The sequence below is a fragment of the Streptomyces sp. AgN23 genome (genome assembly GCF_001598115.1).
Lineage (GTDB): Bacteria > Actinomycetota > Actinomycetes > Streptomycetales > Streptomycetaceae > Streptomyces > Streptomyces antimycoticus.
The window spans coordinates 6621259-6643591 of sequence record NZ_CP007153.1; the positions used below are offsets into that span (position 1 = coordinate 6621259).

Consider the following 22333-nt stretch of genomic DNA (forward strand, 5'->3'; position numbering starts at 1 on the left):
CTTGGACAGCTTGAGGGTGCGGAGCCTGCCCGTGAACCGGGGCCTGCCCGTGAACCGGGGCCTGCCCGTGACCCGGAGCCTGCCCATGACCCGGAGCCTGCCCGTGAGCCTCGCGGCGCGGCGCCCGGAGCCGGTCAGCCGGAACACCGTGCGGGGCGCGCCGTCCTGACGGGGCGCGGGGGGTCGGCGGCGGGGCCGCGGCAGCCTTGGCGGTCTGCCGCCGCTCATGACTCCTCGCCCTCGGCCTCGGGGGCGTCCGGCCCACCGGCCGGGTCGCCGCTGCCGGCGGGCCCCTGGGGGCCCTTCGGGGGCTTGGGCGTGTTGGCCTGCGGGGGCTTCTGGGTCTGGGGCTTCTGGGGGGACTTGGTGTGGCCGGGCTTCGTGGTGCGGCCGGGGGTCTGCGGGTGGCCGGAGCCCTTGGCCGGTGGCTTGGCGGTGGCGGGGTGCTTCTTCGGCGGGGTGTGCGACGCGTTCACGGGGTGCTTGGCGGGCGGGTGGGCGGCCGGATGCGAGGGCGCGTGGGTGCGCTTGCCGTGCTTGGCCGGCCGGTGTGCCTCGGTGGACTCGCGGGCGCCGGGGCGGGGGTGCGCGGGGGAATGCCGCGGCGCCGCGCGGTGGGCCCTGGGCGGGGCGGGCTGCGGGGGCGCGGGCCGCGGCCGGGTGGTGATGGGGGGCAGGGCCACGGGCTCCCGGGCGGCCTGGGGCCGCGGGCGCTCGGAGTCGTGCCGGTGGCGCTGGTGCTGACGGTGGGTCGGGACGTACGCGTACTCCCGCGCGTCGTCGTGCCGCTCATGCGACTCGGAGGGTCCCGAACGCCCCTTTGGGGTGTGCTTCGGCTGGCGGCCGAACGCCTCGGTGGAGACGGGATGCCCGGGAATCAGCGTCTGCGGCGCGAACGGCGTACCGCCCGCGTAGCCCAGCCCCAGGACCGCCGAATAGCCGAGGCAGGCGGCCCCCGCGAGTACGCCCACATGTCGTACCAATCGGCCACGGCGCCCGGAGAGGTCCACGAACACGGGCCCCTTCCGGGCCACGTCAGCGCGGAGGGGACGCGAAGGCGCGCGCTCGGCCACATCTGACTGAGGATCCATACGGAAGAGGCTAATGCAGAAAATACGACATGCGACATATAAGTCAAACATGCGGTGTGTCATAGTTCAGTAGGCTTCACCGAATATGCGAGGTTTGGCGAGGAGAACGGCACGGGCGGCGCAGCCCCCGGCGCCTCGTACCGGACCGCAAGAAGGAGCCAGAGCCATGAGGGCCAGCCCCCGCATGAGCGGAATCGCCGTGGCCGGCGCGGTGGTCTGCGCCACCATCGCCGTATGGGCGGGACACCACAAGCAGTCGCCCGAGCCGCACGCCGCCCCCTCACCGCCGCAGGCGTCGCAGTCTCCCGCGGCGCGGTCACCCGCCGAGTTCGTGCCGTACGTCAACGCCTGGTCGGACTCGGGGTACGACATGGCCGCCGCGGCCGCGCGCGGGGTCAAGGAGTTCACTTTGGGCTTCGTCGTCGCGGGCGACGGCTGCGTCCCGGTGTGGGACGGCGGCACCTCGCTCGACGACGAGGCGCTGGATGCCCGGGTCGAGGGCGCCCGCCGGGCGGGCGGTGACGTACGGATCTCCTTCGGCGGCGCCGAGGGCACCGAGCTCGCCGCCGTCTGCACCGACGTCCCCGAACTCGCCTCCGCCTACGCCGAGGTGATCGAGCGCTACCAGGCACACCGGATCGACTTCGACCTCGAGGGCGAGGCGCTCGCCGACACCGAGGCCGCCGCCCGCCGCGCCCAGGCGCTCGCGCTGATCCAGCGCACCCACGAGGGCCTGAACATCTCCTTCACCCTGCCCGCGATGCCCGACGGGCTGACCGCCGAGAGCGTCGCCCAGTTGGAGGCCGCCAAACAGGAGGGGGTCATCCTCTCGACCGTCAACATCATGGCGATGAACTACAGCGGGGACCATACGGGCGACATGGGCGACTACGCCGTCCAGGCGGCCACCGCCGCACAGGCCCGGATCCGCGAGGTGCTCGGCATGTCCGACGCCGCCGCCTGGAAGGTGCTCGCCGTGACACCGATGATCGGGGTCAACGACGTCACCGGCGAGACCTTCACGCTGGAGGACGCCTCCGGGCTGGCGCGGTTCGCCGCCGACAAGGGGATCGGACGGCTGTCGATGTGGTCCGCCGAACGCGACCAGCCGTGCACCCCGGAAATGACCCGGTCGGCCACCCCGACCGCTCCCACGGCCGGTGACGCGGGCCCCGAGACGGCCGAGAACGTCGTCCCGAACACCCGCTGCAGCGGCGTCATCCAACGCCCCGGCGCCTTCGAGGCGGCGCTGAGGGGGTGAGCCGAGCCGGCTCGTCCGGCGTTTGAGGACAGCCGGTCCCGGCAATTCCAGCCCGTCCGGCGTATGAGGACAAGGCCCGTCCCGGGCCGGGCGGGGACCCAGGGGCGGAACCCCCAGGATGGGACGGGTAAGGGCGGCGGGGGCGTATCCACGCCCCCGCCGACCCCAAGGCGTTACGCCACCCCCGGCCCCCGCACCGGAATACTCGTGAACGTCGGCTGCGGCGCCGGATCCTGGAAGAAGTCGTTCCCCTTGTCGTCCACCACGATGAACGCCGGGAAGTCCTCGACCTCGATCCTCCAGACCGCCTCCATGCCCAGCTCCTCGTACTCGAGGACCTCGACCTTCTTGATGCAGTCCTGGGCCAGCCGCGCCGCCGGACCGCCGATCGAGCCCAGGTAGAAGCCGCCGTGTGCGGCACACGCGTCGGTGACCTGCTTCGAGCGGTTGCCCTTGGCCAGCATGACCTTCGAGCCGCCCGCCGCCTGGAACTGCTCGACGTACGCGTCCATCCGGCCCGCGGTCGTCGGGCCGAACGACCCGGAGGCGTAGCCCTCGGGGGTCTTGGCCGGGCCCGCGTAGTAAACCGGGTGGTTCTTCAGGTACTCGGGCATCTCCTCGCCCGCGTCCAGCCGCTCCTTGATCTTCGCGTGCGCGATGTCCCGGGCGACGACCAGCGTGCCGGTGAGCGAGAGCCGGGTCTTGACCGGGTGCCGGGTCAGTTCGGCCAGGACGTCGTCCATCGGCCGGTTGAGGTCGATGGCGACCGCGTCCAGGTCCGGGCCCGCGCCCTTGGTCAGCTCCTCCTCCGTCGTCTCCGGCAGGAAGCGCGCCGGGTCGGTCTCCAGCTGCTCCAGGAAGACGCCCTCCGGCGTGATCTTGGCGAGCGCCTGGCGGTCGGCGGAGCACGAGACCGCGATCGCGACCGGGCAGGAGGCGCCATGGCGCGGCAGCCGGACCACCCGGACGTCATGGCAGAAGTACTTGCCGCCGAACTGCGCGCCGATCCCGATCTTCTGCGTCAGCTCGAAGACCTTCTCCTCCAGCTCCTTGTCGCGGAAGCCGTGCCCGGTCGGGGAGCCCTCGGCGGGCAGCTCGTCCAGGTAGTGCGCGGAGGCGTACTTGGCGGTCTTGAGCGCGTACTCGGCGCTGGTGCCGCCGACCACGATCGCCAGGTGGTACGGCGGGCAGGCGGCCGTGCCCAGCGAGCGGATCTTCTCCTCCAGGAACTTCATCATCGATGCCTCGTTCAGCACCGCCTTCGTCTCCTGGTAGAGGAAGGACTTGTTGGCCGAGCCGCCGCCCTTGGCCATGAAGAGGAACTTGTAGGCGCCGCCGTCGGTCGCGTACAGCTCGATCTGCGCGGGCAGGTTGGAGCCGGTGTTCTTCTCCTCCCACATGGTCAGCGGGGCCATCTGGGAGTACCGCAGATTGAGCTTGGTGTACGCGTCGAAGACGCCCCGTGACAGGGCCTCCTCGTCGCCGCCTTCGGTGAGCACGTTCTGCCCGCGCTTGCCCATGACGATCGCGGTGCCGGTGTCCTGGCACATCGGGAGCACCCCGGCGGCCGCGATGTTGGCGTTCTTCAGCAGGTCCAGCGCGACGAAGCGGTCGTTGGCGCTGGCCTCCGGGTCGTCGAGGATGCGGCGCAGCTGGGCGAGGTGGGCGGGGCGCAGATAGTGCGAGATGTCGTGCATCGCCTCGGCCGCGAGCTTGCGCAGCGCCTCCGGCTCGACCTTCAGGAAGGTACGCCCATCGGCCTCGAAGGTGCTCACGCCGTCGGAGGTGACCAGGCGATAGGGCGTGGTGTCCTCTCCAAGGGGCAGCAGGTCCGAATAGGCGAACGCTGGGTGGGCGGGACGGGAGACGGGGGGCATCGCGGCCATTCCTCACTCGACAGGGCTTCGGCTGACTTCGTCGACAGCGCGTCCATAAGCGTAGAACGGGGCGGCGGAACGGAACCTGTGAGGTAGGGCTCAGCGCCGGGCGCGGCCGCGGACGCGGGGAGGGGTAGGGGAAGGATCAGGGATCCGTCAGGGATCGTCCCCTAGTCGCGATAGATCGCGACTGGATACCCTGAGTCCGTGGATGAGCAGCAGCCCGTGCCCCTGACCAAATCCGCCCCCGCACCCGCCCCGGCAGCCCCGGCGGCCGCCCCGGCCGCCCCGGCCGCCCCGGCAGCCCCGGCGGCCCCGACTCCGGCTCCGGCTCCGACTCCGGCGTCCGCGCCCGTCGCGGAGGGGGAGCTCCGCGCGTCCGACGCGGACCGCGACCGGATCGCGGACATCCTGCGGGAGGCGCTCGCCGAGGGGCGGCTCCAGCCCGAGGAGCACGCCGAGCGGATCGACGCGGTCTATCGCGCCAAGACCCTCGGCGCGCTGGAGCCACTGGTGCGCGATCTGCCTGTCGCACCCGCCCGCGGCGCCGGCCCGGCGACGGCGCACGACGCGGAGCCGGACTGGGCACGCACCGTGCCCGAGTCGGAGAACCTGGTGGCGGTCTTCGGCGGTTCGACGCGCAGGGGCCGCTGGCGGGTCAGGCGCCGTACGAACGCCCTCGCGGTCTTCGGCGGCGTCGAGATCGATCTGACCGAGGCGGTCTTCGAGCACCGGGAGATCGTCATCAATGTCGTGGCCGCCTTCGGCGGGGTGGACATCAAGGTCCCGGAGAACGTCTCGCTGCGCGGCTCGGGCGCGGGCATCCTCGGCGGCTTCGACGTCAGGACGTACGAGGCGCAGGACCCCGACGCACCGGTGATCCACGTCACCGGGTTCGCGGTCTTCGGCGGTGTCGAGGCCAAGCCCAAGCGGGGGAAGCGGCTGAAGAACCTGCGGGCATAAGCCCTGAAGAACGAGCATGCGCGGGGGAAGTTCCGGGTGGGACAACGGTGTGCATAAGCGCGCGCACAGCGGGTAAGGCTTGGTGCATCGTCTCTCGTACGGCTGATGGGGGTGCTCACGGGGCCGTACACCTCGAGGCGGGCAAGGGTGACCACCGGAGCCGTCGTCAGGAGTAGACCGTGCTGCAACCGCATCAGCCCCTGCTGGAAGCCGCCGTGCCCCCGCAGCGCGTCCCCGCGCGGGATCAGGCCGGCCCCTGGCACTCGGAGGCGGTGTGCCGACGGGACGAGGCCGGGCTGTTCTTCGCTCCGTCCAAGGAGCCCACGGCTGCCAGGCTGTCGCGGGAAGAGGCCGCCAAGCGCGTCTGTGCGCGCTGCCCGGTCATGGTCGAGTGCCGGGAGCACGCACTGCTGCAGCCCGAGCCGTACGGCGTGTGGGGCGGGCTGACCGCGGCCGAGCGCCGGGTCGTGCTGGCCCGCCGCCGGCGCCGGGAGGCGGAGCTGCAGCGCGCGGTGCGGGTCGCCGCCGCGGGCTGAACTCTTCGGGACCTGGGCCGGGACCCGCCGGGAGGCGGGACCCGGCCCAGGTCATGTGCCGTCTGCGTTACCGGCTGTCCGCATGATGTACCGCGCGCTCAGCTGGGCCGTTCGAAGTCGACGGAGGCGTAGGCGCGCAGCTTGGCCAGCCGGTGGGTGGAGTCGATCTGCCGGATGGTCCCGGACTTGGATCGCATGACCAGCGACTGGGTGGTGGCGGTCTCCGCGCGGTACCGCACCCCGCGCAGCAGATCCCCGTCCGTGATGCCGGTCGCGACGAAGAACACATTGTCGCCGCTGACCAGGTCATGGGTTTCCAGGACCTGGTCGAGGTCGTGGCCCGCGTCGAGGGCGCGCTGCCGCTCCTCGTCGTCCTTGGGCCACAGCTTGGCCTGGATGGTGCCGCCGAGGCACTTGATCGCACAGGCCGCGATGATGCCCTCCGGCGTACCGCCGACGCCAAGGAGCAGGTCCACACCGGTGCTCTCGCGCGCGGCCATGATCGCGCCGGCCACATCTCCGTCGGAGATGAACTTGATCCGGGCGCCCGCCTCCCGGATCTCCTTGACGATGCCCTCGTGGCGGGGGCGGTCGAGGACCACGACGGTGACGTCCTCGGGGCTGGACTTCTTGGCCTTGGCGATCCGGCGGATGTTCACGCCGGGGGGTGCGGTGATGTCGACGAACTCGGCGGCGTCGGGGCCGGTGACCAGCTTGTCCATGTAGAAGACGGCCGACGGGTCGAACATGGTGCCGCGCTCGGCCACCGCGAGCACGGAGACGGCGTTGGCCATGCCCTTCGCGGTGAGCGTGGTGCCGTCCACGGGGTCCACGGCCACGTCGCACTCCGGGCCGGTGCCATCGCCCACGCGCTCACCGTTGAAGAGCATCGGCGCCTCGTCCTTCTCCCCCTCTCCGATGACGACGACGCCGTTCATCGAGACGGTGTGCACGAGGGAGCGCATGGCCTTCACGGCGGCGCCGTCGGCGCCGTTCTTGTCGCCGCGGCCCACCCAGCGGCCGGAGGCCATGGCACCCGCCTCGGTGACCCGGACGAGTTCCAGGGCGAGGTTGCGATCGGGAGCCTCGGGGCTGACCTCGAGCTGGGAGGGGAGATGATGCTCGGTCATCGGAGCGCACCTTTCTGTACGGCGACGGACCGGGAGGTCCCTCCTTCCCGCAGGGGGCTAGGAGGGTGAGGGTGTTCATGACCTTATCCGCTGATTGGCTAAGTGAGCAGACAGCCCCACGCGTGAGCACGGCCCTGTTGCGAGGTGCGGCGACCGGATGAGGGACGATAGGGGGCGTGGCAGGTATGCGTGGCAAAGAGACGGTCCGGGACATGGTGCTGTCGCTGGCGGCGATCGGCGTCGTCGCGGCGGCCATCTACCTTTTCGGTATCCCGCACGACGAGGGCGCCAAGGGCTCCGGGGTGAAGACGGTGGACTACCGCGTGGAGCTGGACACGGCCCGCCGCGCCGCCCCGTACCCGGTGGCCGCCCCCGAGCCCGGGAGCCTGCCCAAGGGCTGGCGCGCGACGTCGGTGACCTACCGCCCGGCCGCCGAGCCGGACGGCGCGCTCTGGCACCTCGGCTTCCTCGACCAGGACGAGGAGTACATCGCGGTCGAGCAGAGCGACGGCAAGCCCGTGCCGTTCGTGGAAGAGGTCACACAGCAGGCGCGGGAGACGAAGCGCACCCAGCGGATCGACGGCGAGGAGTGGGTCCGCTACGAGGGCGACAAGTACGACGCGCTGGTCCGCCAGGAGCCGGGCGTGACCACGGTGGTCACCGGGACGGCGTCGTACGGGCAGCTGACGAAGATGGCCACCGCGCTCATCGAGAAGAAGGGCTGAGCGCGACGATCGAAGGGCGTGGCCCGGACCAGCGGTCCGGACCACGCCCTTCGGCTTGTGGCCTGTGCTCTGTGGTCTGCGGCCTGTGGCCTGTGGCCGATCAGACCGTGGTGATGACCTGGTCGTAGTCCAGGCGCGGGCTACGGGGGAACCAGGCGTCCTCGCCCGGCTTGCCGATGTTGATGACCACCAGCGGGGTGTGGTCCTCATCCAGGAACTCCTTCTGGACCCCGGCGGCGTCGAAACCGGTCATCGGGCCGGCGGCGAGACCGGCGGCGCGGATGCCCAGGATGAAGTAACCGGCCTGCAGCGAGGCGTTCAGCCCGGCGGCCTGCTCACGGGCGGCGCGCTCGGAGAAGAAGACGTCCTTCGCCTGCGGGAAGTGCGGGAAGAGCGCGGGGAGCTCCTCGTGGAACTCATTGTCCGCGGCCAGGATCGCGACCAGCGGGGCGGTGGAGGTCTTGGCCTGGTTGCCCTCGGCCATGTGCTGGACCAGACGCTCACGGGCCTCGGGGGAACGGACCAGCACAACGCGCAGCGGCGACTGGTTGAACGCGGTCGGCGCGTACTTGATGAGGTCGTAGATCGCCTGCACCTGCTCCTCGGTCACCGGCTCGTCGGTGAAGGTGTTCGCGGTGCGGGCCTCACGGAAGAGAAGGTCCTGAGCGGTGGGGTCGAGTACGAGTGCCATGGAAGAAACCTCTGGATAAGGGGGGATATCGCTGACGGCTCCCACTGTACGGCGCTTAGGTTAATGTTCAACTAAAAAGCGGGCGCAGCGTGCGGAAGGTGCTCTGAATCACACAGTGTGCGGCGCGCCCGGGCCGGACGCGGTGGATCGAGTGCGACCGTACGACGGCGGGCAGCAACCCAGCCCGGCCGGTCGGCGGCGAGTAATAAGGGGTGAGCGGTAAGGGGTGAGCGATAAGCGGTGAGAGGTAAGCGGTGAGCGGTAAACCGCCGGCGGTCATCCCTCCGCCGGGCGCTCCGCGCCTTCGGCGCCCCCGCCGTCCCCCTCCCCGTCCGCATCCGTCTCGTCCGCCAGCGCCGCGTCCAGCCGCGCCCGCGCGCCTTCCAGCCAGCGGCGGCAGACCTTCGCCAGCTCCTCGCCCCGCTCCCAGAGCGCGAGCGACTCCTCCAGGCTGGTGCCGCCCGCCTCCAGGCGGCGGACCACCTCGACCAGCTCGTCCCGCGCCTGCTCATAGCCGAGCGTGGTCTCCGCCCGCGGTGCGTCGCTCCGCGCGGTCTGCTGGGCCTGCCCGTCCGTCTTCGCCATGCCCCTCACCCTATTCAGCCGGACCGACAGCGACGCGCGCCCGGAACTCGCCCTCGGCGACCCGGGCCCGCAGCTCCTCGCCCTCCGTGACCTCGTCGGCCGCCCGCACCACCGAGCCGTCGGGGTGCTGCAGCACCGCATAGCCGCGTCGCAGCGTCGCGGCGGGGGAGAGGGCCACCACCCGCGCCTGGGTGTGGGACAGCTCGGAGTCGGCCCGGTCCAGCAAATGGCCCAGGCAGCGGCGGGCGCGCTCCAGCACCGCCGTGATCCGCTCCGCCCGCTCGTCCACCATCCGGTGCGGCTCCCGCATGCACGGCCGGGCCAGCGCGGCGGCCAGCCCCCGCTCCTCCCGGTCCAGCAGCCCGTGCACACTGCGCAGCGCCCGCTCCCGAAGCTGCTGGACGCGCATCAGCTCCTCGCCCACATCCGGCACGATCTTCTTCGCCGCGTCGGTGGGCGTGGAGGCGCGCAGATCGGCGACCAGGTCGAGCAGCGGGGAGTCCGGCTCATGACCGATCGCGGAGACCACCGGCGTACGGCACGCTGCCACCGCCCGCACCAGCTGCTCATCGGAGAACGGCAGCAGATCCTCCACACTGCCGCCGCCGCGCGCCACCACGATCACATCCACTTCCGGCAGCGTGTCGAGCTCCTTGACCGCCTCGATCACCTGCGGCACCGCGTGCACCCCCTGCACCGCCACATTGCGCACCTCGAAGCGGACGGCGGGCCAGCGCAGCCGTGCGTTCTCCAGCACATCGCGCTCGGCGGCCGAGGCGCGCCCGCAGACCAGCCCTATCAGCTGCGGCAGAAAGGGCAGCCGCTTCTTACGGTCGGCCGCGAACAGCCCCTCCGCCGCCAGCGCCTTCTTCAACTGCTCGAGCCGCGCGAGCAGTTCGCCCACGCCCACCGGGCGGATCTCGGCGGCCCGCAGGGACAGCTGGCCCCGCGGCGCGTACCACTCCGGCTTGGCGTGCACCACGACCCGCGCGCCCTCGCTGACCGTGTCCGCGATCCGGTCGAAGACGGCGCGGAAGCAGGTGACGGTCAGCGAGATGTCGTAACTGGGGTCGCGCAGGGTCAGAAACACCACACCGGCGCCCGGGCGCCGGGAGAGCTGGGTGATCTGCCCCTCGACCCACACCGCGCCGAGCCGGTCGATCCAGCTTCCGATCAGCCGGGACACCTCGCCGACCGGGATCGGCGCCTCCGCGGACGTGTTGACAGCCATGACCGCGAGGGTATCGGTCACCACCGACAGACCCCGGGGCCATCGCCCCTACCATGGGGGACATGACTGCAACCTCCGCCCGCCGGGTCCTGCTCGCGGCCCCCCGTGGCTACTGTGCCGGTGTCGACCGTGCCGTGATCGCCGTCGAGAAGGCCCTGGAGCAGTACGGCGCGCCGATCTATGTGCGCAAGGAGATCGTCCACAACAAGTACGTCGTCCGGACCCTGGAGAAAAAGGGCGCCATCTTCGTCGACGAGACCGAAGAGGTGCCCGAGGGCTCCATCGTGATCTTCTCGGCGCACGGTGTCGCGCCGGTGGTCCACGAGGAGGCCGCCGAGCGCAAGCTGGCCACCATCGACGCCAGCTGTCCCCTGGTGACCAAGGTCCACAAGGAAGCAGTCCGGTTCGCCAAGGAGGACTACGACATCCTCCTGATCGGTCATGAGGGCCATGAGGAGGTCATCGGCACCAGCGGTGAGGCCCCGGACCACATCACCCTGGTCGAGGGCCCCGACGATGTGAAGAACGTCGACGTGCGCGACGAGTCCAAGGTCGTCTGGCTCTCCCAGACCACCCTCTCGGTCGACGAGACCATGGAGACCGTGGACGCGCTCAAGGAGCGCTTCCCGCAGCTCATCAGCCCGCCCAGCGACGACATCTGCTACGCCACCCAGAACCGCCAGATCGCCGTCAAGCAGGTGGCCGCCGAGTCCGACCTGGTCATCGTGGTCGGCTCCAAGAACTCCTCCAACTCGGTGCGGCTGGTGGAGGTCGCCATCGGCGCGGGCGCCAAGGACGGCCATCTGGTCGACTACGCGAGCGAGATCGACGAGGCATGGCTGGAGGGCGTCACCACGGTCGGTGTGACCTCGGGCGCCTCCGTTCCGGACGTGCTCGTCGAGGGCGTCCTGGAGTGGCTGGCCGAGCGCGGCTTCGGCGATGTCGAGGTCGTCCAGCCGATGCAGGAGTCCCTGACCTTCTCGCTCCCCAAGGAGCTGCGCCGGGACCTGCGGGCGGAGGCGGCAGCGGCCGCGGCGTCCGGTGGGCCGGAGGCCGCGGCGGTCGCCGCAGAGGCGGAGGGATCGCAGCGGTGACGCAGGACCAGGCGGCCACGGGGGTGTCCGCGGCGAAGGTGTTCGGCATCGACATCGGCGGTTCGGGCATCAAGGGCGCCCCGGTGGACCTGGACCGGGGCGAGCTCGCGGAGGAGCGCCATAAGGTGCTCACCCCGCACCCGTCCACGCCCGAGGCGGTGCTGGACGGTGTGGTGGAGGTCGTCCGGCATTTCGACTGGTCCGGGCGGCCGGTCGGGGTGACCTTCCCGGGCGTGGTGAAGAACGGTGTCACCCTTACCGCCGCGAATGTCGACAAGAGCTGGATCGGCACCGATCTGGCGTCACAGCTCGGAGAGCGGCTGGGCTGCCCCGTCACGGTGCTGAACGACGCGGACGCGGCAGGGGTCGCGGAGGTGGCCTTCGGCGCCGCCCGCGGCGTCAAGGGCACCGTGATCGTGCTCACCCTCGGCACCGGCATCGGCAGCGCGGTCTTCACCGACGGGCATCTGCTCACCAACACCGAGCTGGGCCATCTGGAGCTGGACGGCCACGAGGCGGAGAAGCGGGCCTCGACCAAGGTCAAGGACGATCACGACCTCAGTTGGTCGCACTGGGCGCGCCGGGTGCAGAAGTACCTCCATCACCTGGAGATGCTCTTCTCTCCCGAGCTCTTCGTGCTGGGCGGCGGGGTGAGCCGTAAGGCGGACAAGTTCCTGCCGCTCATCGAGGGCGTCAGGGCCGAGATCGTGCCGGCGCAGCTTCAGAACAACGCGGGGATCGTGGGTGCCGGGATGGCCGCGGCCGCTGCTGCCGGCGACGCCGGGTGACCAGCACCGCCCGCCGCACGAGCACGATCAGCACGGTCAGCAGCGTCCCCGCGTAGAGCCAGCCGGCCTGCAGCGACAGTGCGGTGAACACCCCCACCGCCTGTCCGCTGAACCCCGCGGAACCGTCGTTGATCGGCAGCAGCCCGACCGTATAGGCCAGCGGCGCCGTCACCGGCGCCGCCAGCAGATCGGCGGGGCGCACCCACAGCCCGCAGGCCGCGCAGGCCGGCAGGAAGAGCACGCTGTACACGGTGGGTGAGCCGGAGAACAGCAGCGCGTCCAGGCAGCCGATGCCCAGCATCGTGAGTGCGGTCAGCAGCCCCGCGCCCAGCCCGGTCAGCCGGGGGCCCGGGAGGGACAGCCCTCGGGCCCGCCGCAGCGCGGCGGGCAGCGCCGCGGCCGGACCGGACGGCGCCGTCCGCCGCGCGGGCGGCCAAGCGTCCCGGACCGCGCCGCCGGGCCGTCCACGGCCCTGACCGGCGCCGGCGCCTCGGCTCCGGCCGGTGTACGTGTCGTCCGCGGCCGGGCGGGGCGGCGGGGCCGCCGCGCGGCGCGGCGTACGCGTGCTGTATTGCTCCACCCGACCAACGTAGGCGGCCGGAGGGCGGGAATCCGGTCTTGGACACGCCCTTCGCAGGACCTTGGCAGTGTGTTCGACCGATTGTCAGCCCGGTCGGGTGATCGGCCGGGTGATCGGGGGCGGCCCCGTAGACTGGTGGACCGGCCCCGCCGGGGTCCGTCCTCTGTCCTCACATCCCGACCACGGGAAGTTACGGGAAGTCGCCAACGTGTCGCTCACGATCGGAATCGTCGGTCTGCCGAATGTCGGCAAGTCGACCCTTTTCAACGCCCTGACCAAGAACGACGTGCTGGCGGCCAACTACCCGTTCGCCACCATCGAGCCCAACGTCGGCGTGGTCGGCGTCCCCGACCCCCGCCTGGACAAGCTCGCCGAGATCTTCGGCTCGGCCCGCAAGCTTCCCGCCACCGTCGACTTCGTCGACATCGCGGGCATCGTCAAGGGCGCCTCGGAGGGCGAGGGACTGGGCAACAAGTTCCTGGCGAACATCCGTGAGTCCGACGCCATCTGCCAGGTCATCCGCGCCTTCAAGGACGAGAACGTCGTCCACGTCGACGGCAAGATCTCGCCGAAGAGCGACATCGAGACGATCAACACCGAGCTGATCCTCGCCGACCTCCAGACCATCGAGAAGGTGCTGCCGCGCCTGGTCAAGGAGTCCCGGATCAAGAAGGACAAGCAGCCCCAGGTCAAGGCCGTCGAGGAGGCCAAGGCCATCCTCGAGGAGGGCCACACCCTCTTCTCCGCCGGCATCGTCCAGGGCAGCGAGCGCGCCGCCCTCCTCCACGAGCTGCACCTGCTCACCACCAAGCCCTTCCTCTACGTCTTCAACGTCGACGAGGACGAGCTCACCGACGAGTCCTTCAAGGCCGAGCAGCGCGCCCTCGTCGCCCCCGCCGAGGCGATCTTCCTCAACGCCAAGCTGGAGGCCGACCTCGCCGAGCTGGACGAGGACGAGGCCCTCGAGCTCCTCCAGTCCGTGGGCCAGGAAGAACCCGGCCTCGCCACCCTCGCCCACGTCGGCTTCGACACCCTGGGCCTGCAGACCTACCTCACCGCCGGCCCCAAGGAATCCCGCGCCTGGACCATCAAGAAGGGCGCCACGGCCCCCGAGGCGGCCGGTGTGATCCACACCGACTTCCAGAAGGGCTTCATCAAGGCCGAGGTCATCTCCTACGAGGACCTGGTCGAGACGGGCTCCGTCGCCGAGGCCCGCGCGGCCGGTAAGGCGCGCATGGAGGGCAAGGACTATGTGATGCAGGACGGGGACGTGGTGGAGTTCCGCTTCAATGTGTAGCGGGCGTCATGGCACGGTATCGGCGATCTAGCAAACATGCAGGTCAAGCGGGGTCACGCGCGCCGGGGCGTGGCCCCGTTCCCGTAACCGTGCTGGATCGGTGCTGGATAACCTGACGCGTCGTCACCTGCGATCACCTCTGTATATCCGTACCGTGCTGGATCAGTGCTGGATCAAGCCGACGGCGCGCCGGAAGCCTGGGGCCGCGTCCGGGCTTGGACCGGCGGCCTCGGACTGGACTGGCGCCTCGTTACGTGGGGCCCACGCAGCGGAAGGAGGTGTCGTTGTCCAGCATGGTGGCGTTCGCCGCGTTTCTCAGCGATGGGGCAGCGCGCTCGAACGGTGAGGTGAAGGCTGACCTCTGCAGTTCGTACCGGCCGGGCTTCGCCTCGATGGAGCACCACTCCCAGGTGTTCCCGCACAGGTCGAACACCCCGTACGGGCTGACCCCGGCCTGGTACCGGGCGACGGGGGTTGTCCTCCCTATCCCGGCTTCGGCCACGTTGCATTTCGCGGCAGTGGGCTCGTCGCCCCACGGGTAGATGCCTCCCTTCGGGCCGCGGGCGGCTTTCTCCCACTGTCGGGCGGTGGGGGAGGTCTTGCCGCTCCAGCGCGCGTAGGCGGCGGCGTCGTGCCACGTCACCCACACCACGGGATGGTCGAAGAGGCCATCGGCGCACCGGCCGCCGGGCCAGTGCTGTGGTGAGCGGTGGCCGGTGGCGCGTACGAAACGCTCGTACGCGGCGTTGGTGGTCGGGAAGACGTCGATGCGAAAGGCGCCCACGAGGGTCACGACTACGACTTTGCCGTCGACCGGGTGCTTGGCGCTGCGCGGGTCGCGGCGCAGGAGTTCCTCGGCGCGCTCGTCGTGCTCGGCGGCTGCCTGTTCGGTGAGGAGCGCCGCGAACCGCTGCTGTACGGCGGTGCCGGCGCGGGCGAGCAGGGTGGATGACGGTCATGAGGCTAATGAGCGACTCGCCAGGCTGAGCGCGAATTCCTGGAAAGGTCACGTCACGGACTGCGGATGCTCGGGTTGACAATCACGTGCCGCCAGGCGGTGAGTGGCTCGGATGGGCCGATGGCGTTTCCCCCGTCGTTTCCATCGGCGTGTCCGGGGCCGTCCTTGGACGCGACGCCCCCGTGCAGGGCTTCACCGCAGGCCAGGCCGTAGACGAAGCAGTTGCTGGCGAGGGCGACTGTATATCGGTACAGCAAAGCATTCCGATCTACTTGACCCGGCGGCCCCGGCAACCGCCTCGCCTGCGTGCTCAAGGACCGCCTGTACGACGTGCGGCGCCCATGCCTTGCCCATCGCGATCGCTCAACCCGAGTCCCACTTGGTTCAACCTCGACCACACCAGCCGCAATGACCCGCCCGAGTTCGGCTGCGACGGCGACGCCCCTGAGAGCATCCCGGCAGCGCCATTGGCGGCGCCGTCGACGAGTGGGCGGCCGTCCTCGGCGCCGGTCCCGGTTCTTGAGCTGACCCTCAGCCGTTCGCCGGTCTGTTTCCATCTGGGTCTACGGAAATCCGCAGGATCTTGTCCCACGCCGCCACCAGGCCAGCGGCGGCGGCCGTGGCCAAGGCGATTCCCACAGCCGATGAAGCCAGGGCGAAGACGATGCCAGCAAGACAGAGAGTGAACGCCAAACCTCGCAGCATCTGCCCTCGCCATGCCTTTCGTTCGTGGTGGCTGCGCAGCAGATCGCCAGCGGCCACGTTGTTCGGCGCGAGGTCCTGCATCCGGCCGCTCGCAAGGACCTTGAGAATCCGCTCCACTTCGAGCAGCGCTCGTTTCGCTCCGTCGATACGGTCGAGTTCAACGTCATCGCGAAGTTCGCGCACGAGGGCTGCAGCCGACGAGAACTGGGCCACAACCTGGGGCATGGGGTTACGTCCGTCAGGCAGTGCACGCTGCATGGCGTACTTTTCCAAGGCGATAGCGAATTCCTCCAGCGCCCGGACCGCTGTGACCTGCGGGGAATTGAAGGGAGCCTCCGACGAAGGCTCCCGTCCAGACACATCCGGAGGATTCAGCAGAGCCAGATATGCCCGACGTGCTGTGGCTGCCACGATCTCAGTCGTCCACCGCTGCTTACCTTGGTGACCCACGAGCCAGCTGATCACAAAGGTGGTCGCCATCGGCGCAAGCAGGGTTGCTATGGCGAGGACATCCCGCCAGACGCGCCAACTTGTGCGTTGCATGACGAGCGCAGCCAGGGCGCCGCCCGCTGACACGGATGATGCGACGGGTACCACCATCTTGACGGCCAGCGCCTTCTTGGACGCTTGGTACAGCACGTCCTCACGTTGCAAGTAGTCCAGCGTGCGATCGTCTGGAAGCGTCGCCAGGTCGCTCTCACGCACGTCGCGCTCCAGCTTTGTCCGACGCGTCTCGGCCCGCACGCGAGCCCACCTCCAACAGATTCGCTCCAAGAACGCCTTGTTGCCGCGGCTCTGTGACGTCGCCGTCATGCTCAGTGCCCAGATCGATAACGTCCATACGGCGATGATGACTGCCCCGAACTCGGCCTTCGACAAGTCATTCCCCTTCCGGAACTTCGTGAGTCCCAGCCCAATCTCTATGCCCTCGGGAGTTCCACCGCCTCAGCTTGCTGGGCCCACCCCCTATGTGTGAGGAGCCGCGCTGTGACCGAGCCCCTGTCCGTCGCTGCCCTGCGCGCCGAAGCCGAAGCAGCCTATGAAGCTTTGCCGCTCACCTTGGGATCCGGCGCCGGTGACTGAGCTGCTGGAGCATCATCCGAGAGCCAGTAGTGAGCCAGCAGCGAGCCATCGGGGCCATGGAGCGACATCAGGACCGGGCGCCACTCCGCTCTCTGGGCGGTACTCGGCCGTCGGCTGATCCGCCTCGTCTACCGGTCGCTCCCGAGTGTGGCGGTAAGCCGGTAGGCGCGTGGACGTTCGATTCCCTGCTTGGCCAGCGTAACCAGTGCGTTGGCGATGGAATGCTGTGCGGTGGCCAACCAGCCAAGCCGCTCCCGACGCCCCGGGGGGTGCATCTCGCGCCGGGGCGTCGGGTGCGGTCCCGGGTGCGCGTTGAGGTGCGGGTGCTCCCGGGGTGCGCTCGGTGTCGAAGTGCGGAGCTGGCGGGCGTGGTGTTGGCCCAGGTGCAGATGGTGGCGAAGCTGGCGGATGCTGATCGGCGAGGTCCAGTGCGGGGAGCCCGGGCGTACGGGGGCGTCTGCATCGTGTTGCGTATCCGGCTGGCCCGGGGGCCCACCGGGATGGGATTTGGGGCTGTCAGGGTGTGTTGTGGCCGCTGTTTGGCCGCCAATTCCCCTGTCCGGGTGGGCGGACGGTGGTGGGGGATGTGGGGGTGCCTCTATGTCTTCCGTCAAGGCATCCCTGTCGGTTTTGGGGTGGTTCGGGGTTGCTGGGGTTAGGCGGCGAGTTCGAGGTCTCTCGGTGTCCGGGGTTCGTAGAAGGTGCCGTCGCGGAGCATGGCGAACAGGACGCTGATGCGTTGGCGGGCGAGTCGGAGGAGGGCTTGGGTGTGGGTCTTGCCGCGTGCTCGTTGCTTGTCGTAGTAGGCGCGGGAGGCGGGGTCGGCGTTCATGCAGGCGAAGGCGGACAGGAACATCGCCCGTTTGAGCTGCCGGTTGCCGCCTCGGGGTGCGTGTTCGCCGTGGATCGAGGTGCCGGAGGACTTGGTGGTGGGGGCGAGTCCGGCGTAGGAGGCGAGGTGGGCGGCGGTGGGGAAGCTGGTGCCGTCGCCGACGGTGACCAGCAGGACGGCGGCGGTCCTGACGCCGACGCCGGGCATCGACGTCAGGACCGGGGAAAGAGGGTGGGCCTCCAGCAGGGTGTTGATCTGGGCTTCCATCGCCCGGCGCTGGGTGTGGACGGCGGCCAGGGAAGCGGCCAGAGAGGGGATGACGATGTCGAGGGTGCCGGTGCCGGGGACGACGACGGTCTGTTCGTCCAGTGCGTCGAAGATGTCGTCGGTCAGCCGCTGGGCCATGCGGGGGGCTTTCGGGCGGATCAGCTCCGCGAGTCTGCGGCGGCCGGCCTTGCGCAGGGCGGACGGGGAGCCGTAACGCTCCAGCAGCCAGGTCACGGCCTGGTGGTCCAGGCGCGGGCCCAGGACGCGTTCCAGGCTGGGGTGGAACTGGGTGAGCAGGCCGCGTATCCGGTTGGAGGTGCGGGTGGCCTCGGCTGCGAGGTCCTGGTCGAAGCCGACGAGGACCGTGAGTTCCGCGGTGATCTCGTCGGTCAGTTCCAGGGACCGCAGGGTGTGCGGCATGGTGCGGGCCGCGTCCGCGATCACCGCGGCGTCCTTCGCGTCGGTCTTGGCCTCGCCGGGGTAGAGGTCGGCGATCCGGCGCATGGCAAGGCCCGGCAGGTAGGCCACTTGACAGCCCGCATCGCGGGCGACGTTCAGCGGCAGAGCGCCGATCGAGGCGGGCTGGTCGACGATCACCAGGACGGTGCCGAACTTGGCGGTGAGCTTGTCGAAGACGGCCCGCAGTTTCGGCTCGCTGTTGGGCAGCGGCTTGTCGAAGACTTTCTTTCCGGCCGGGGTGAGTCCGTGGCCGTGGTGGGCACTCTTGCCGACATCCAGGCCCAGGAAAACGCCCACGTCTTCGATCTTGAACATCGTGCCCCTTCCCAGGGGGTGTTGACGGTGCCGGCCTCGGCTCGGATGTCGTGCTCGCGCATCCACGTTATGCAGACCTGCCGCCCGCGAACTGTCCGGCGTTGCGCTGGACCGGACGGTGGCCGGACCTCTGATCAGCGTCTCCGACGGACACCTCCCGGGCCCGGCGACACCACCCCCCAGGTCATGCCGTCCAATGCCGTTGCTTTAGCACTCATTCCCACCGGTGATGCAGAGTGACGATCACGGGTGGACGGTGCTGGCTGCTGGGCTCGCCGGGAGCCTTACTGCCGTAGCCGGTGATGCATGACCGGATCTTGCGGGGGCAGTCACGAAGCCGACGATGAGGCAGGAGGCTGTGGCCGATCTCGGTGAGTCCGAGGTGCCGGTCGCGTCTGCGGGCGGAGGGGGGAAAAGCCGCTGGGTGAGATCACCGTGCGGCGGACGACGTGCAGGGTCCGGGTGAACGAGGTCCGCTCGGCGGTGCTGGAGTGCAGGCGGGCGGCTTCGTCCAGCAGGTCGCGGGTGGCGTGGTGCACGATCAGGTGTGCGTAGATCTCCTGCCGCACCCCGTCCGGAGTCTGCGATCTGAGGACTGGCCGGCCGCGTTGATGGGTCTTGATCTCATCGAGGACCAGCTCGATCTCCCAGCGTCGGGCATAGAGGGCGGCGAGCTCGGCGGCCGGGTACTTCTCGTGGTCAGTCAGGCTCGTGATCAGGCGGACGATGTCGGGCTGCCCGTCGATGCGGTACTCGATCACCCGCACCAGCGCCGGCGGGGCCTTTGCCGTTCCGGCTGCCTTGCTGTGTTTGTTCGCCTCGATCCGGGCCAGGTAGCTGCCGTCGGGCAGGACGTCCTGGACCTGGCGGGCCTTGCGCCGCTCGATCCGCCATAACAGGTGAGTGCCCCGTTCCCGCAGGTGGTGCCAGCGAGCCAGGCCCCAAAGGCCGCGATCGGCCAGCAATAAAGTGCCAGCTCCGATGTGGGCCTCGAGCGTGTCGGAGACGATGCGTTCGGACTCCTTGAACCCGCCGATCACGGCGTCGAGCACCGCGTGGGAAGAGCACTCCGCGACGGCGACAACCCTTGCCTGCGGATATCCCATGGGACTGCGCTCGGAGCCCGACTTGCCGAAGGCGTCGTTGTTCCCTGCTGAGTCGGGCACGGCCAGCAAAGTCCCGTCCAGGGCAAGGACCCGCAGACCGCGGAACAGCTCTCCACTCCCGCCCAGGGGCCGGGCCACGGCACGAAACAGATCCCGCATCACGGCCCATCCGAGCCTCTGCCGGGCCCTGGTCAGCGACGACTTGTTGACCCCGGTCCACGACCGCAGTCCCGGATCCCCGGTCTTCACCAGGCGCAAGACCTCCAGGTAGTCGGCCTGCGGAAACAGGCACATCACCAGCACGAAGTAGACCGTGAACCGAGCAGACAGCAGACGCCGGCGCCTCTCCGAGCGACCAGCGTCACCGACTACCCGGTCCACCAAGTCCGGCGGGCACGACCGGGTCAGGACGCCCAGCCCCAACCGCTCCAGACGGGATATCAGCACATGGGCTCAACCGGCCGACCGCCTCAAAAGCAACGGCATTGTCATGCCGTCGACAGGGGGCAACAGTCATACCGGGCCCGGAGGCCAGCGGCCCCATTGCGGGACCGCGAAAAACATAACGGGGGCGGGGGTGCGAGTGCTCCTCGGGTGTTCCCGGATTGCTCCGTGTAGTGGTTCGGGTGGGGTGCGGGTGAACCTGGGAGGTGCGCCACGGTGGGCGTTGACGGTTTCGGTCAGGCCATTGAGGAGCCGGTGGAGGAGCACCCAGGCGGGGCCGGGGTGTGAGGCCAGGGGATGCGGTAGTCGGGCCATAGGGATGTTCAAGGCGGCGCGCTGATGCAGAGCCAGCATGTTCGAGGGACGACGCTGACGGCGTAACGACTGGAGCGCACAGGTGGTCAACACCCAGCAGAAGATGGCAAAGAGCTGCGTCCCGAATCCCTATTGATTACGTCAGCACCAGACGGCCGGACCTCCTTTCCCGGCGCCGCCAGTGATTCCTGTGCTCCACCGCCACCGTCCGCTCCCCATCTCGATCTGGATCCTCAGCCCACGCGATTCCGGTCTGTATTTCGATACGAGGACGCGCCGCCCTGCGGCGCAATTGAAAAGCGACACATCGAGTTCGTCCGTCACCCCGCCGCGGCTTCCTGTCGTGAACAAGATCGCGCGCTTGACGACGTGGCCGAGACGGAGCGTCCATGGTCGTTCGGTCGGCACGACGGGCCTGCCTGGCCTTGCCATGTCCGCACACATCTGCTGAGCAAGCAAAGGAAAACAGGATGAGTCATCCCGGGGCGGTGCCCGCATGACGCGAGGTGGAAGCAACCGGCTGCTGACCCCAGAAGAGGTCGCGAAGTGGCTCAAGGTCAGCGAGAACACTGTGCGGAACAAATACCGCGCATGGGGGCTGAAACCGCAGAAGGTGGGGCGGCTTCTGCGATTCCGTGAGCGCGACATCGTCGCCTATCTGGATGACAACTACGGGTGAGGCTTGCCCGAAATCGAACCGGAAATGGAGGGCCCATGGCCACTGTTTTTCAGCGGTGTAAGACGGATAAGCGAAACAGGTACTTTCCATGCGAGAAGGTTCGGTGCGGTCACGACTGGACGGTCCGGTACCGAGAGCCCGGAGGGCGTACGAGTCGTCAACGTGAGGAGACTTTCAAGAAGAAGTCGCTGGCCGAGGCCCACGGCGCGAAGATGGAGAGCGACAAGGTCCAGGGCGCGTACATCGACCCAGACGCCGGGAAGATCACTGTGAGGGCCTATGTTGAAGACTGGTTGGAGCGTCGTGTGGTCAGCGACTCGACGTTGGCCAATTACCGGGGCTTCATCGACAAGCACCTGGTCCCACGACTTGGCCGCAAGACGATTACAGGTGTCACAAGACGAGACATCGAGCACTTCGTTGCTGCGATCAGCAAGGAACTCGCCGCGAGTACGGTCTATGACCGCATGAAGATGGTGAAGCATGTCTTCTGGTCCGCGAAGGAAGAGAAGCGGATTCAGGAGGGCCCCGCCAAGGGTGTGAAGATCGCTCTCGGCAGCCTCGGGGTCGATGAGGACGAGATCCCCTCACTGGAAGAGGTCCTCCTCATCGCCGAGCACATCCCACCTCAGTACAAGCTCACCGTGTGGCTCCAGGCCGGGCTCGGGCTGCGGATCAGCGAGACGCTGGCCTTCAACACAGCATGTCGGCTCCCCGGCCTCATTCGGGTGCGTTGGCAGGTCAGCGCCAAGGCAAACCGGGCGGACTGCAAAACCCGGCTCGCGCCGCTCAAGCACAGGGACGAGGGTGAGTACCGGGACATCCCCATGCCGCCGTTCGTCGGCGACGAGATCGATGCCCACATGGAGCAGTGGGGAGCAGTGCCGCTGGTGTTCAAAGACAAGGCGGGCAGGGGCAGGGAGGCGGAAGTCCTTTTCGCTCCTCGGGAACGGGGGAAGGGGGTCATGCCCACGGCCACGACATACGGCTACCACTTCCGGAAGGCGCTGAAGGCTGCTGAGCTGGTCAGCGAGGACGGCAAGCCGAAGTACACCCCACATGGCCTTCGGCACTTCTTCGCGTCCACCGCCCTGGCGAATGGAATCCCCATCCACGAGCTCTCGCGCTGGCTCGGGCACAAGAGCATCAAGACGACGGTCGACATCTACGGCCACGTCGTTCCGGAAGCGTGGGACCGGTGCCGCGCCATCATGCAGGCCGCCATGCGGCCGGTGCCTGTGGAGGTGCCCACGGAGACACCAAACAGGCCGTTCCGATACGGCGAAGCGGCCTGACGTGGTGCTGGATCGCTTCCGACCGT

The 22333-nt window shown here is 69.3% G+C and carries 21 protein-coding genes; 10 read left to right on the top strand and 11 right to left on the bottom strand.

Translation table 11 applies throughout. The features are described from left to right. Positions 1-224 precede the first annotated feature (224 nt). A complete protein-coding gene (locus tag AS97_RS28855; RefSeq protein WP_210565911.1) occupies positions 225-1091 on the bottom strand; it encodes a hypothetical protein in 867 nt (288 codons plus the stop codon). Positions 1092-1257: 166 nt separating this feature from the next. Between AS97_RS28855 and AS97_RS28860 the strand changes: the two genes are divergently transcribed. Continuing rightward, positions 1258-2352, top strand: a complete 1095-nt coding sequence (locus tag AS97_RS28860; RefSeq protein WP_210565912.1) for a chitinase — start codon at positions 1258-1260, stop codon at positions 2350-2352. Positions 2353-2525: 173 nt separating this feature from the next. Here the strand turns inward: AS97_RS28860 and AS97_RS28865 are convergent, their stop codons facing one another. Continuing rightward, positions 2526-4229, bottom strand: coding sequence for a fumarate hydratase (locus AS97_RS28865; protein ID WP_210565913.1), 1704 nt, complete (start codon positions 4227-4229; stop codon positions 2526-2528). Positions 4230-4436: 207 nt separating this feature from the next. Between AS97_RS28865 and AS97_RS28870 the strand changes: the two genes are divergently transcribed. Further along, complete coding sequence (locus tag AS97_RS28870; protein ID WP_210565914.1) at positions 4437-5192, top strand: DUF1707 domain-containing protein; 756 nt, start codon at positions 4437-4439, stop codon at positions 5190-5192. Between the two features lie 179 nt (positions 5193-5371). Continuing rightward, entirely contained in the window at positions 5372-5728 is a 357-nt protein-coding gene (locus AS97_RS28875; RefSeq protein WP_020868722.1) for a WhiB family transcriptional regulator, read from the top strand. A 98-nt stretch (positions 5729-5826) separates the two neighbouring features. On the opposite strand, the gene glpX is transcribed toward AS97_RS28875, so the two are convergent. After that, a complete protein-coding gene (gene glpX / locus AS97_RS28880; RefSeq protein ID WP_059146233.1) occupies positions 5827-6858 on the bottom strand; it encodes a class II fructose-bisphosphatase in 1032 nt (343 codons plus the stop codon). Between the two features lie 185 nt (positions 6859-7043). Between glpX and AS97_RS28885 the strand changes: the two genes are divergently transcribed. Continuing rightward, positions 7044-7583 carry a DUF4245 domain-containing protein gene (locus AS97_RS28885; protein WP_079059561.1) on the top strand — a complete coding sequence of 180 codons (540 nt, stop codon included), beginning with the start codon at positions 7044-7046 and terminating at the stop codon, positions 7581-7583. 100 nt (positions 7584-7683) lie between these two features. Here AS97_RS28885 and AS97_RS28890 read toward each other — a convergent pair whose 3' ends face one another. The 3 genes from AS97_RS28890 to xseA form a co-directional block, all read right to left on the bottom strand. Then, on the bottom strand, positions 7684-8274 hold the full coding sequence (locus AS97_RS28890; protein WP_059146232.1) for a malonic semialdehyde reductase: 591 nt from the start codon (positions 8272-8274) through the stop codon (positions 7684-7686). A gap of 276 nt (positions 8275-8550) precedes the next feature. Further along, positions 8551-8859, bottom strand: coding sequence for an exodeoxyribonuclease VII small subunit (locus AS97_RS28895; RefSeq protein WP_059146231.1), 309 nt, complete (start codon positions 8857-8859; stop codon positions 8551-8553). A 10-nt stretch (positions 8860-8869) separates the two neighbouring features. Beyond that, positions 8870-10090, bottom strand: coding sequence for an exodeoxyribonuclease VII large subunit (gene xseA / locus AS97_RS28900; RefSeq protein WP_210565915.1), 1221 nt, complete (start codon positions 10088-10090; stop codon positions 8870-8872). Between the two features lie 53 nt (positions 10091-10143). On the opposite strand from xseA, the gene AS97_RS28905 reads away from it, so the two are divergent. Beyond that, positions 10144-11184 carry a 4-hydroxy-3-methylbut-2-enyl diphosphate reductase gene (locus AS97_RS28905; protein ID WP_210565916.1) on the top strand — a complete coding sequence of 347 codons (1041 nt, stop codon included), beginning with the start codon at positions 10144-10146 and terminating at the stop codon, positions 11182-11184. Then, entirely contained in the window at positions 11181-11972 is a 792-nt protein-coding gene (ppgK, locus tag AS97_RS28910; protein ID WP_185929822.1) for a polyphosphate--glucose phosphotransferase, read from the top strand. Before AS97_RS28905 ends, ppgK begins: the two co-directional genes overlap by 4 nt. Here the strand turns inward: ppgK and AS97_RS28915 are convergent. Then, entirely contained in the window at positions 11878-12552 is a 675-nt protein-coding gene (locus AS97_RS28915) for a DUF6542 domain-containing protein (RefSeq protein WP_210565917.1), read from the bottom strand. The genes ppgK and AS97_RS28915 overlap by 95 nt on opposite strands. Before the next feature lie 208 nt (positions 12553-12760). Between AS97_RS28915 and ychF the strand changes: the two genes are divergently transcribed. Continuing rightward, a complete protein-coding gene (ychF, locus tag AS97_RS28920) occupies positions 12761-13849 on the top strand; it encodes a redox-regulated ATPase YchF (protein ID WP_059146229.1) in 1089 nt (362 codons plus the stop codon). A 250-nt stretch (positions 13850-14099) separates the two neighbouring features. Here ychF and AS97_RS28925 read toward each other — a convergent pair whose 3' ends face one another. Further along, positions 14100-14642 carry an SUMF1/EgtB/PvdO family nonheme iron enzyme gene (locus AS97_RS28925; protein ID WP_247204521.1) on the bottom strand — a complete coding sequence of 181 codons (543 nt, stop codon included), beginning with the start codon at positions 14640-14642 and terminating at the stop codon, positions 14100-14102. A 24-nt stretch (positions 14643-14666) separates the two neighbouring features. On the opposite strand from AS97_RS28925, the gene AS97_RS48675 reads away from it, so the two are divergent. Further along, positions 14667-14801, top strand: a complete 135-nt coding sequence (locus AS97_RS48675; protein WP_282615694.1) for a hypothetical protein — start codon at positions 14667-14669, stop codon at positions 14799-14801. A gap of 537 nt (positions 14802-15338) precedes the next feature. Here AS97_RS48675 and AS97_RS47725 read toward each other — a convergent pair. From AS97_RS47725 to AS97_RS28940, 3 genes are all read right to left on the bottom strand, one after another. After that, positions 15339-16391, bottom strand: coding sequence for a hypothetical protein (locus AS97_RS47725; RefSeq protein ID WP_247204522.1), 1053 nt, complete (start codon positions 16389-16391; stop codon positions 15339-15341). Positions 16392-17250: 859 nt separating this feature from the next. Beyond that, positions 17251-18468 carry an IS110 family transposase gene (locus AS97_RS28935; protein ID WP_210565918.1) on the bottom strand — a complete coding sequence of 406 codons (1218 nt, stop codon included), beginning with the start codon at positions 18466-18468 and terminating at the stop codon, positions 17251-17253. Between the two features lie 329 nt (positions 18469-18797). Next, positions 18798-20021, bottom strand: a complete 1224-nt coding sequence (locus AS97_RS28940; protein ID WP_247204523.1) for an IS4 family transposase — start codon at positions 20019-20021, stop codon at positions 18798-18800. A gap of 808 nt (positions 20022-20829) precedes the next feature. Between AS97_RS28940 and AS97_RS28945 the strand changes: the two genes are divergently transcribed. Both AS97_RS28945 and AS97_RS28950 read left to right on the top strand, forming a co-directional pair. Then, positions 20830-21012 carry a helix-turn-helix domain-containing protein gene (locus AS97_RS28945; RefSeq protein ID WP_059145335.1) on the top strand — a complete coding sequence of 61 codons (183 nt, stop codon included), beginning with the start codon at positions 20830-20832 and terminating at the stop codon, positions 21010-21012. Between the two features lie 35 nt (positions 21013-21047). After that, on the top strand, positions 21048-22307 hold the full coding sequence (locus tag AS97_RS28950; RefSeq protein WP_210565919.1) for a site-specific integrase: 1260 nt from the start codon (positions 21048-21050) through the stop codon (positions 22305-22307). Positions 22308-22333 lie beyond the last annotated feature (26 nt).

Excerpts from the sequence above, each read along its gene's own strand:
- AS97_RS28860 (WP_210565912.1), top strand. The coding sequence starts at position 1,258 with ATGAGGGCCAGCCCCCGCATGAGCGGAATCGCCGTGGCCGGCGCGGTG.
- xseA (WP_210565915.1), bottom strand. The coding sequence starts at position 10,090 with ATGGCTGTCAACACGTCCGCGGAGGCGCCGATCCCGGTCGGCGAGGTG.
- AS97_RS28855 (WP_210565911.1), bottom strand. The coding sequence starts at position 1,091 with ATGGATCCTCAGTCAGATGTGGCCGAGCGCGCGCCTTCGCGTCCCCTC.
- AS97_RS28935 (WP_210565918.1), bottom strand. The coding sequence starts at position 18,468 with ATGTTCAAGATCGAAGACGTGGGCGTTTTCCTGGGCCTGGATGTCGGC.
- glpX (WP_059146233.1), bottom strand. The coding sequence starts at position 6,858 with ATGACCGAGCATCATCTCCCCTCCCAGCTCGAGGTCAGCCCCGAGGCT.
- AS97_RS28885 (WP_079059561.1), top strand. The coding sequence starts at position 7,044 with ATGCGTGGCAAAGAGACGGTCCGGGACATGGTGCTGTCGCTGGCGGCG.
- AS97_RS28895 (WP_059146231.1), bottom strand. The coding sequence starts at position 8,859 with ATGGCGAAGACGGACGGGCAGGCCCAGCAGACCGCGCGGAGCGACGCA.
- AS97_RS28945 (WP_059145335.1), top strand. The coding sequence starts at position 20,830 with ATGACGCGAGGTGGAAGCAACCGGCTGCTGACCCCAGAAGAGGTCGCG.
- AS97_RS28905 (WP_210565916.1), top strand. The coding sequence starts at position 10,144 with ATGGGGGACATGACTGCAACCTCCGCCCGCCGGGTCCTGCTCGCGGCC.
- AS97_RS28950 (WP_210565919.1), top strand. The coding sequence starts at position 21,048 with ATGGCCACTGTTTTTCAGCGGTGTAAGACGGATAAGCGAAACAGGTAC.
- AS97_RS28890 (WP_059146232.1), bottom strand. The coding sequence starts at position 8,274 with ATGGCACTCGTACTCGACCCCACCGCTCAGGACCTTCTCTTCCGTGAG.
- AS97_RS28865 (WP_210565913.1), bottom strand. The coding sequence starts at position 4,229 with ATGCCCCCCGTCTCCCGTCCCGCCCACCCAGCGTTCGCCTATTCGGAC.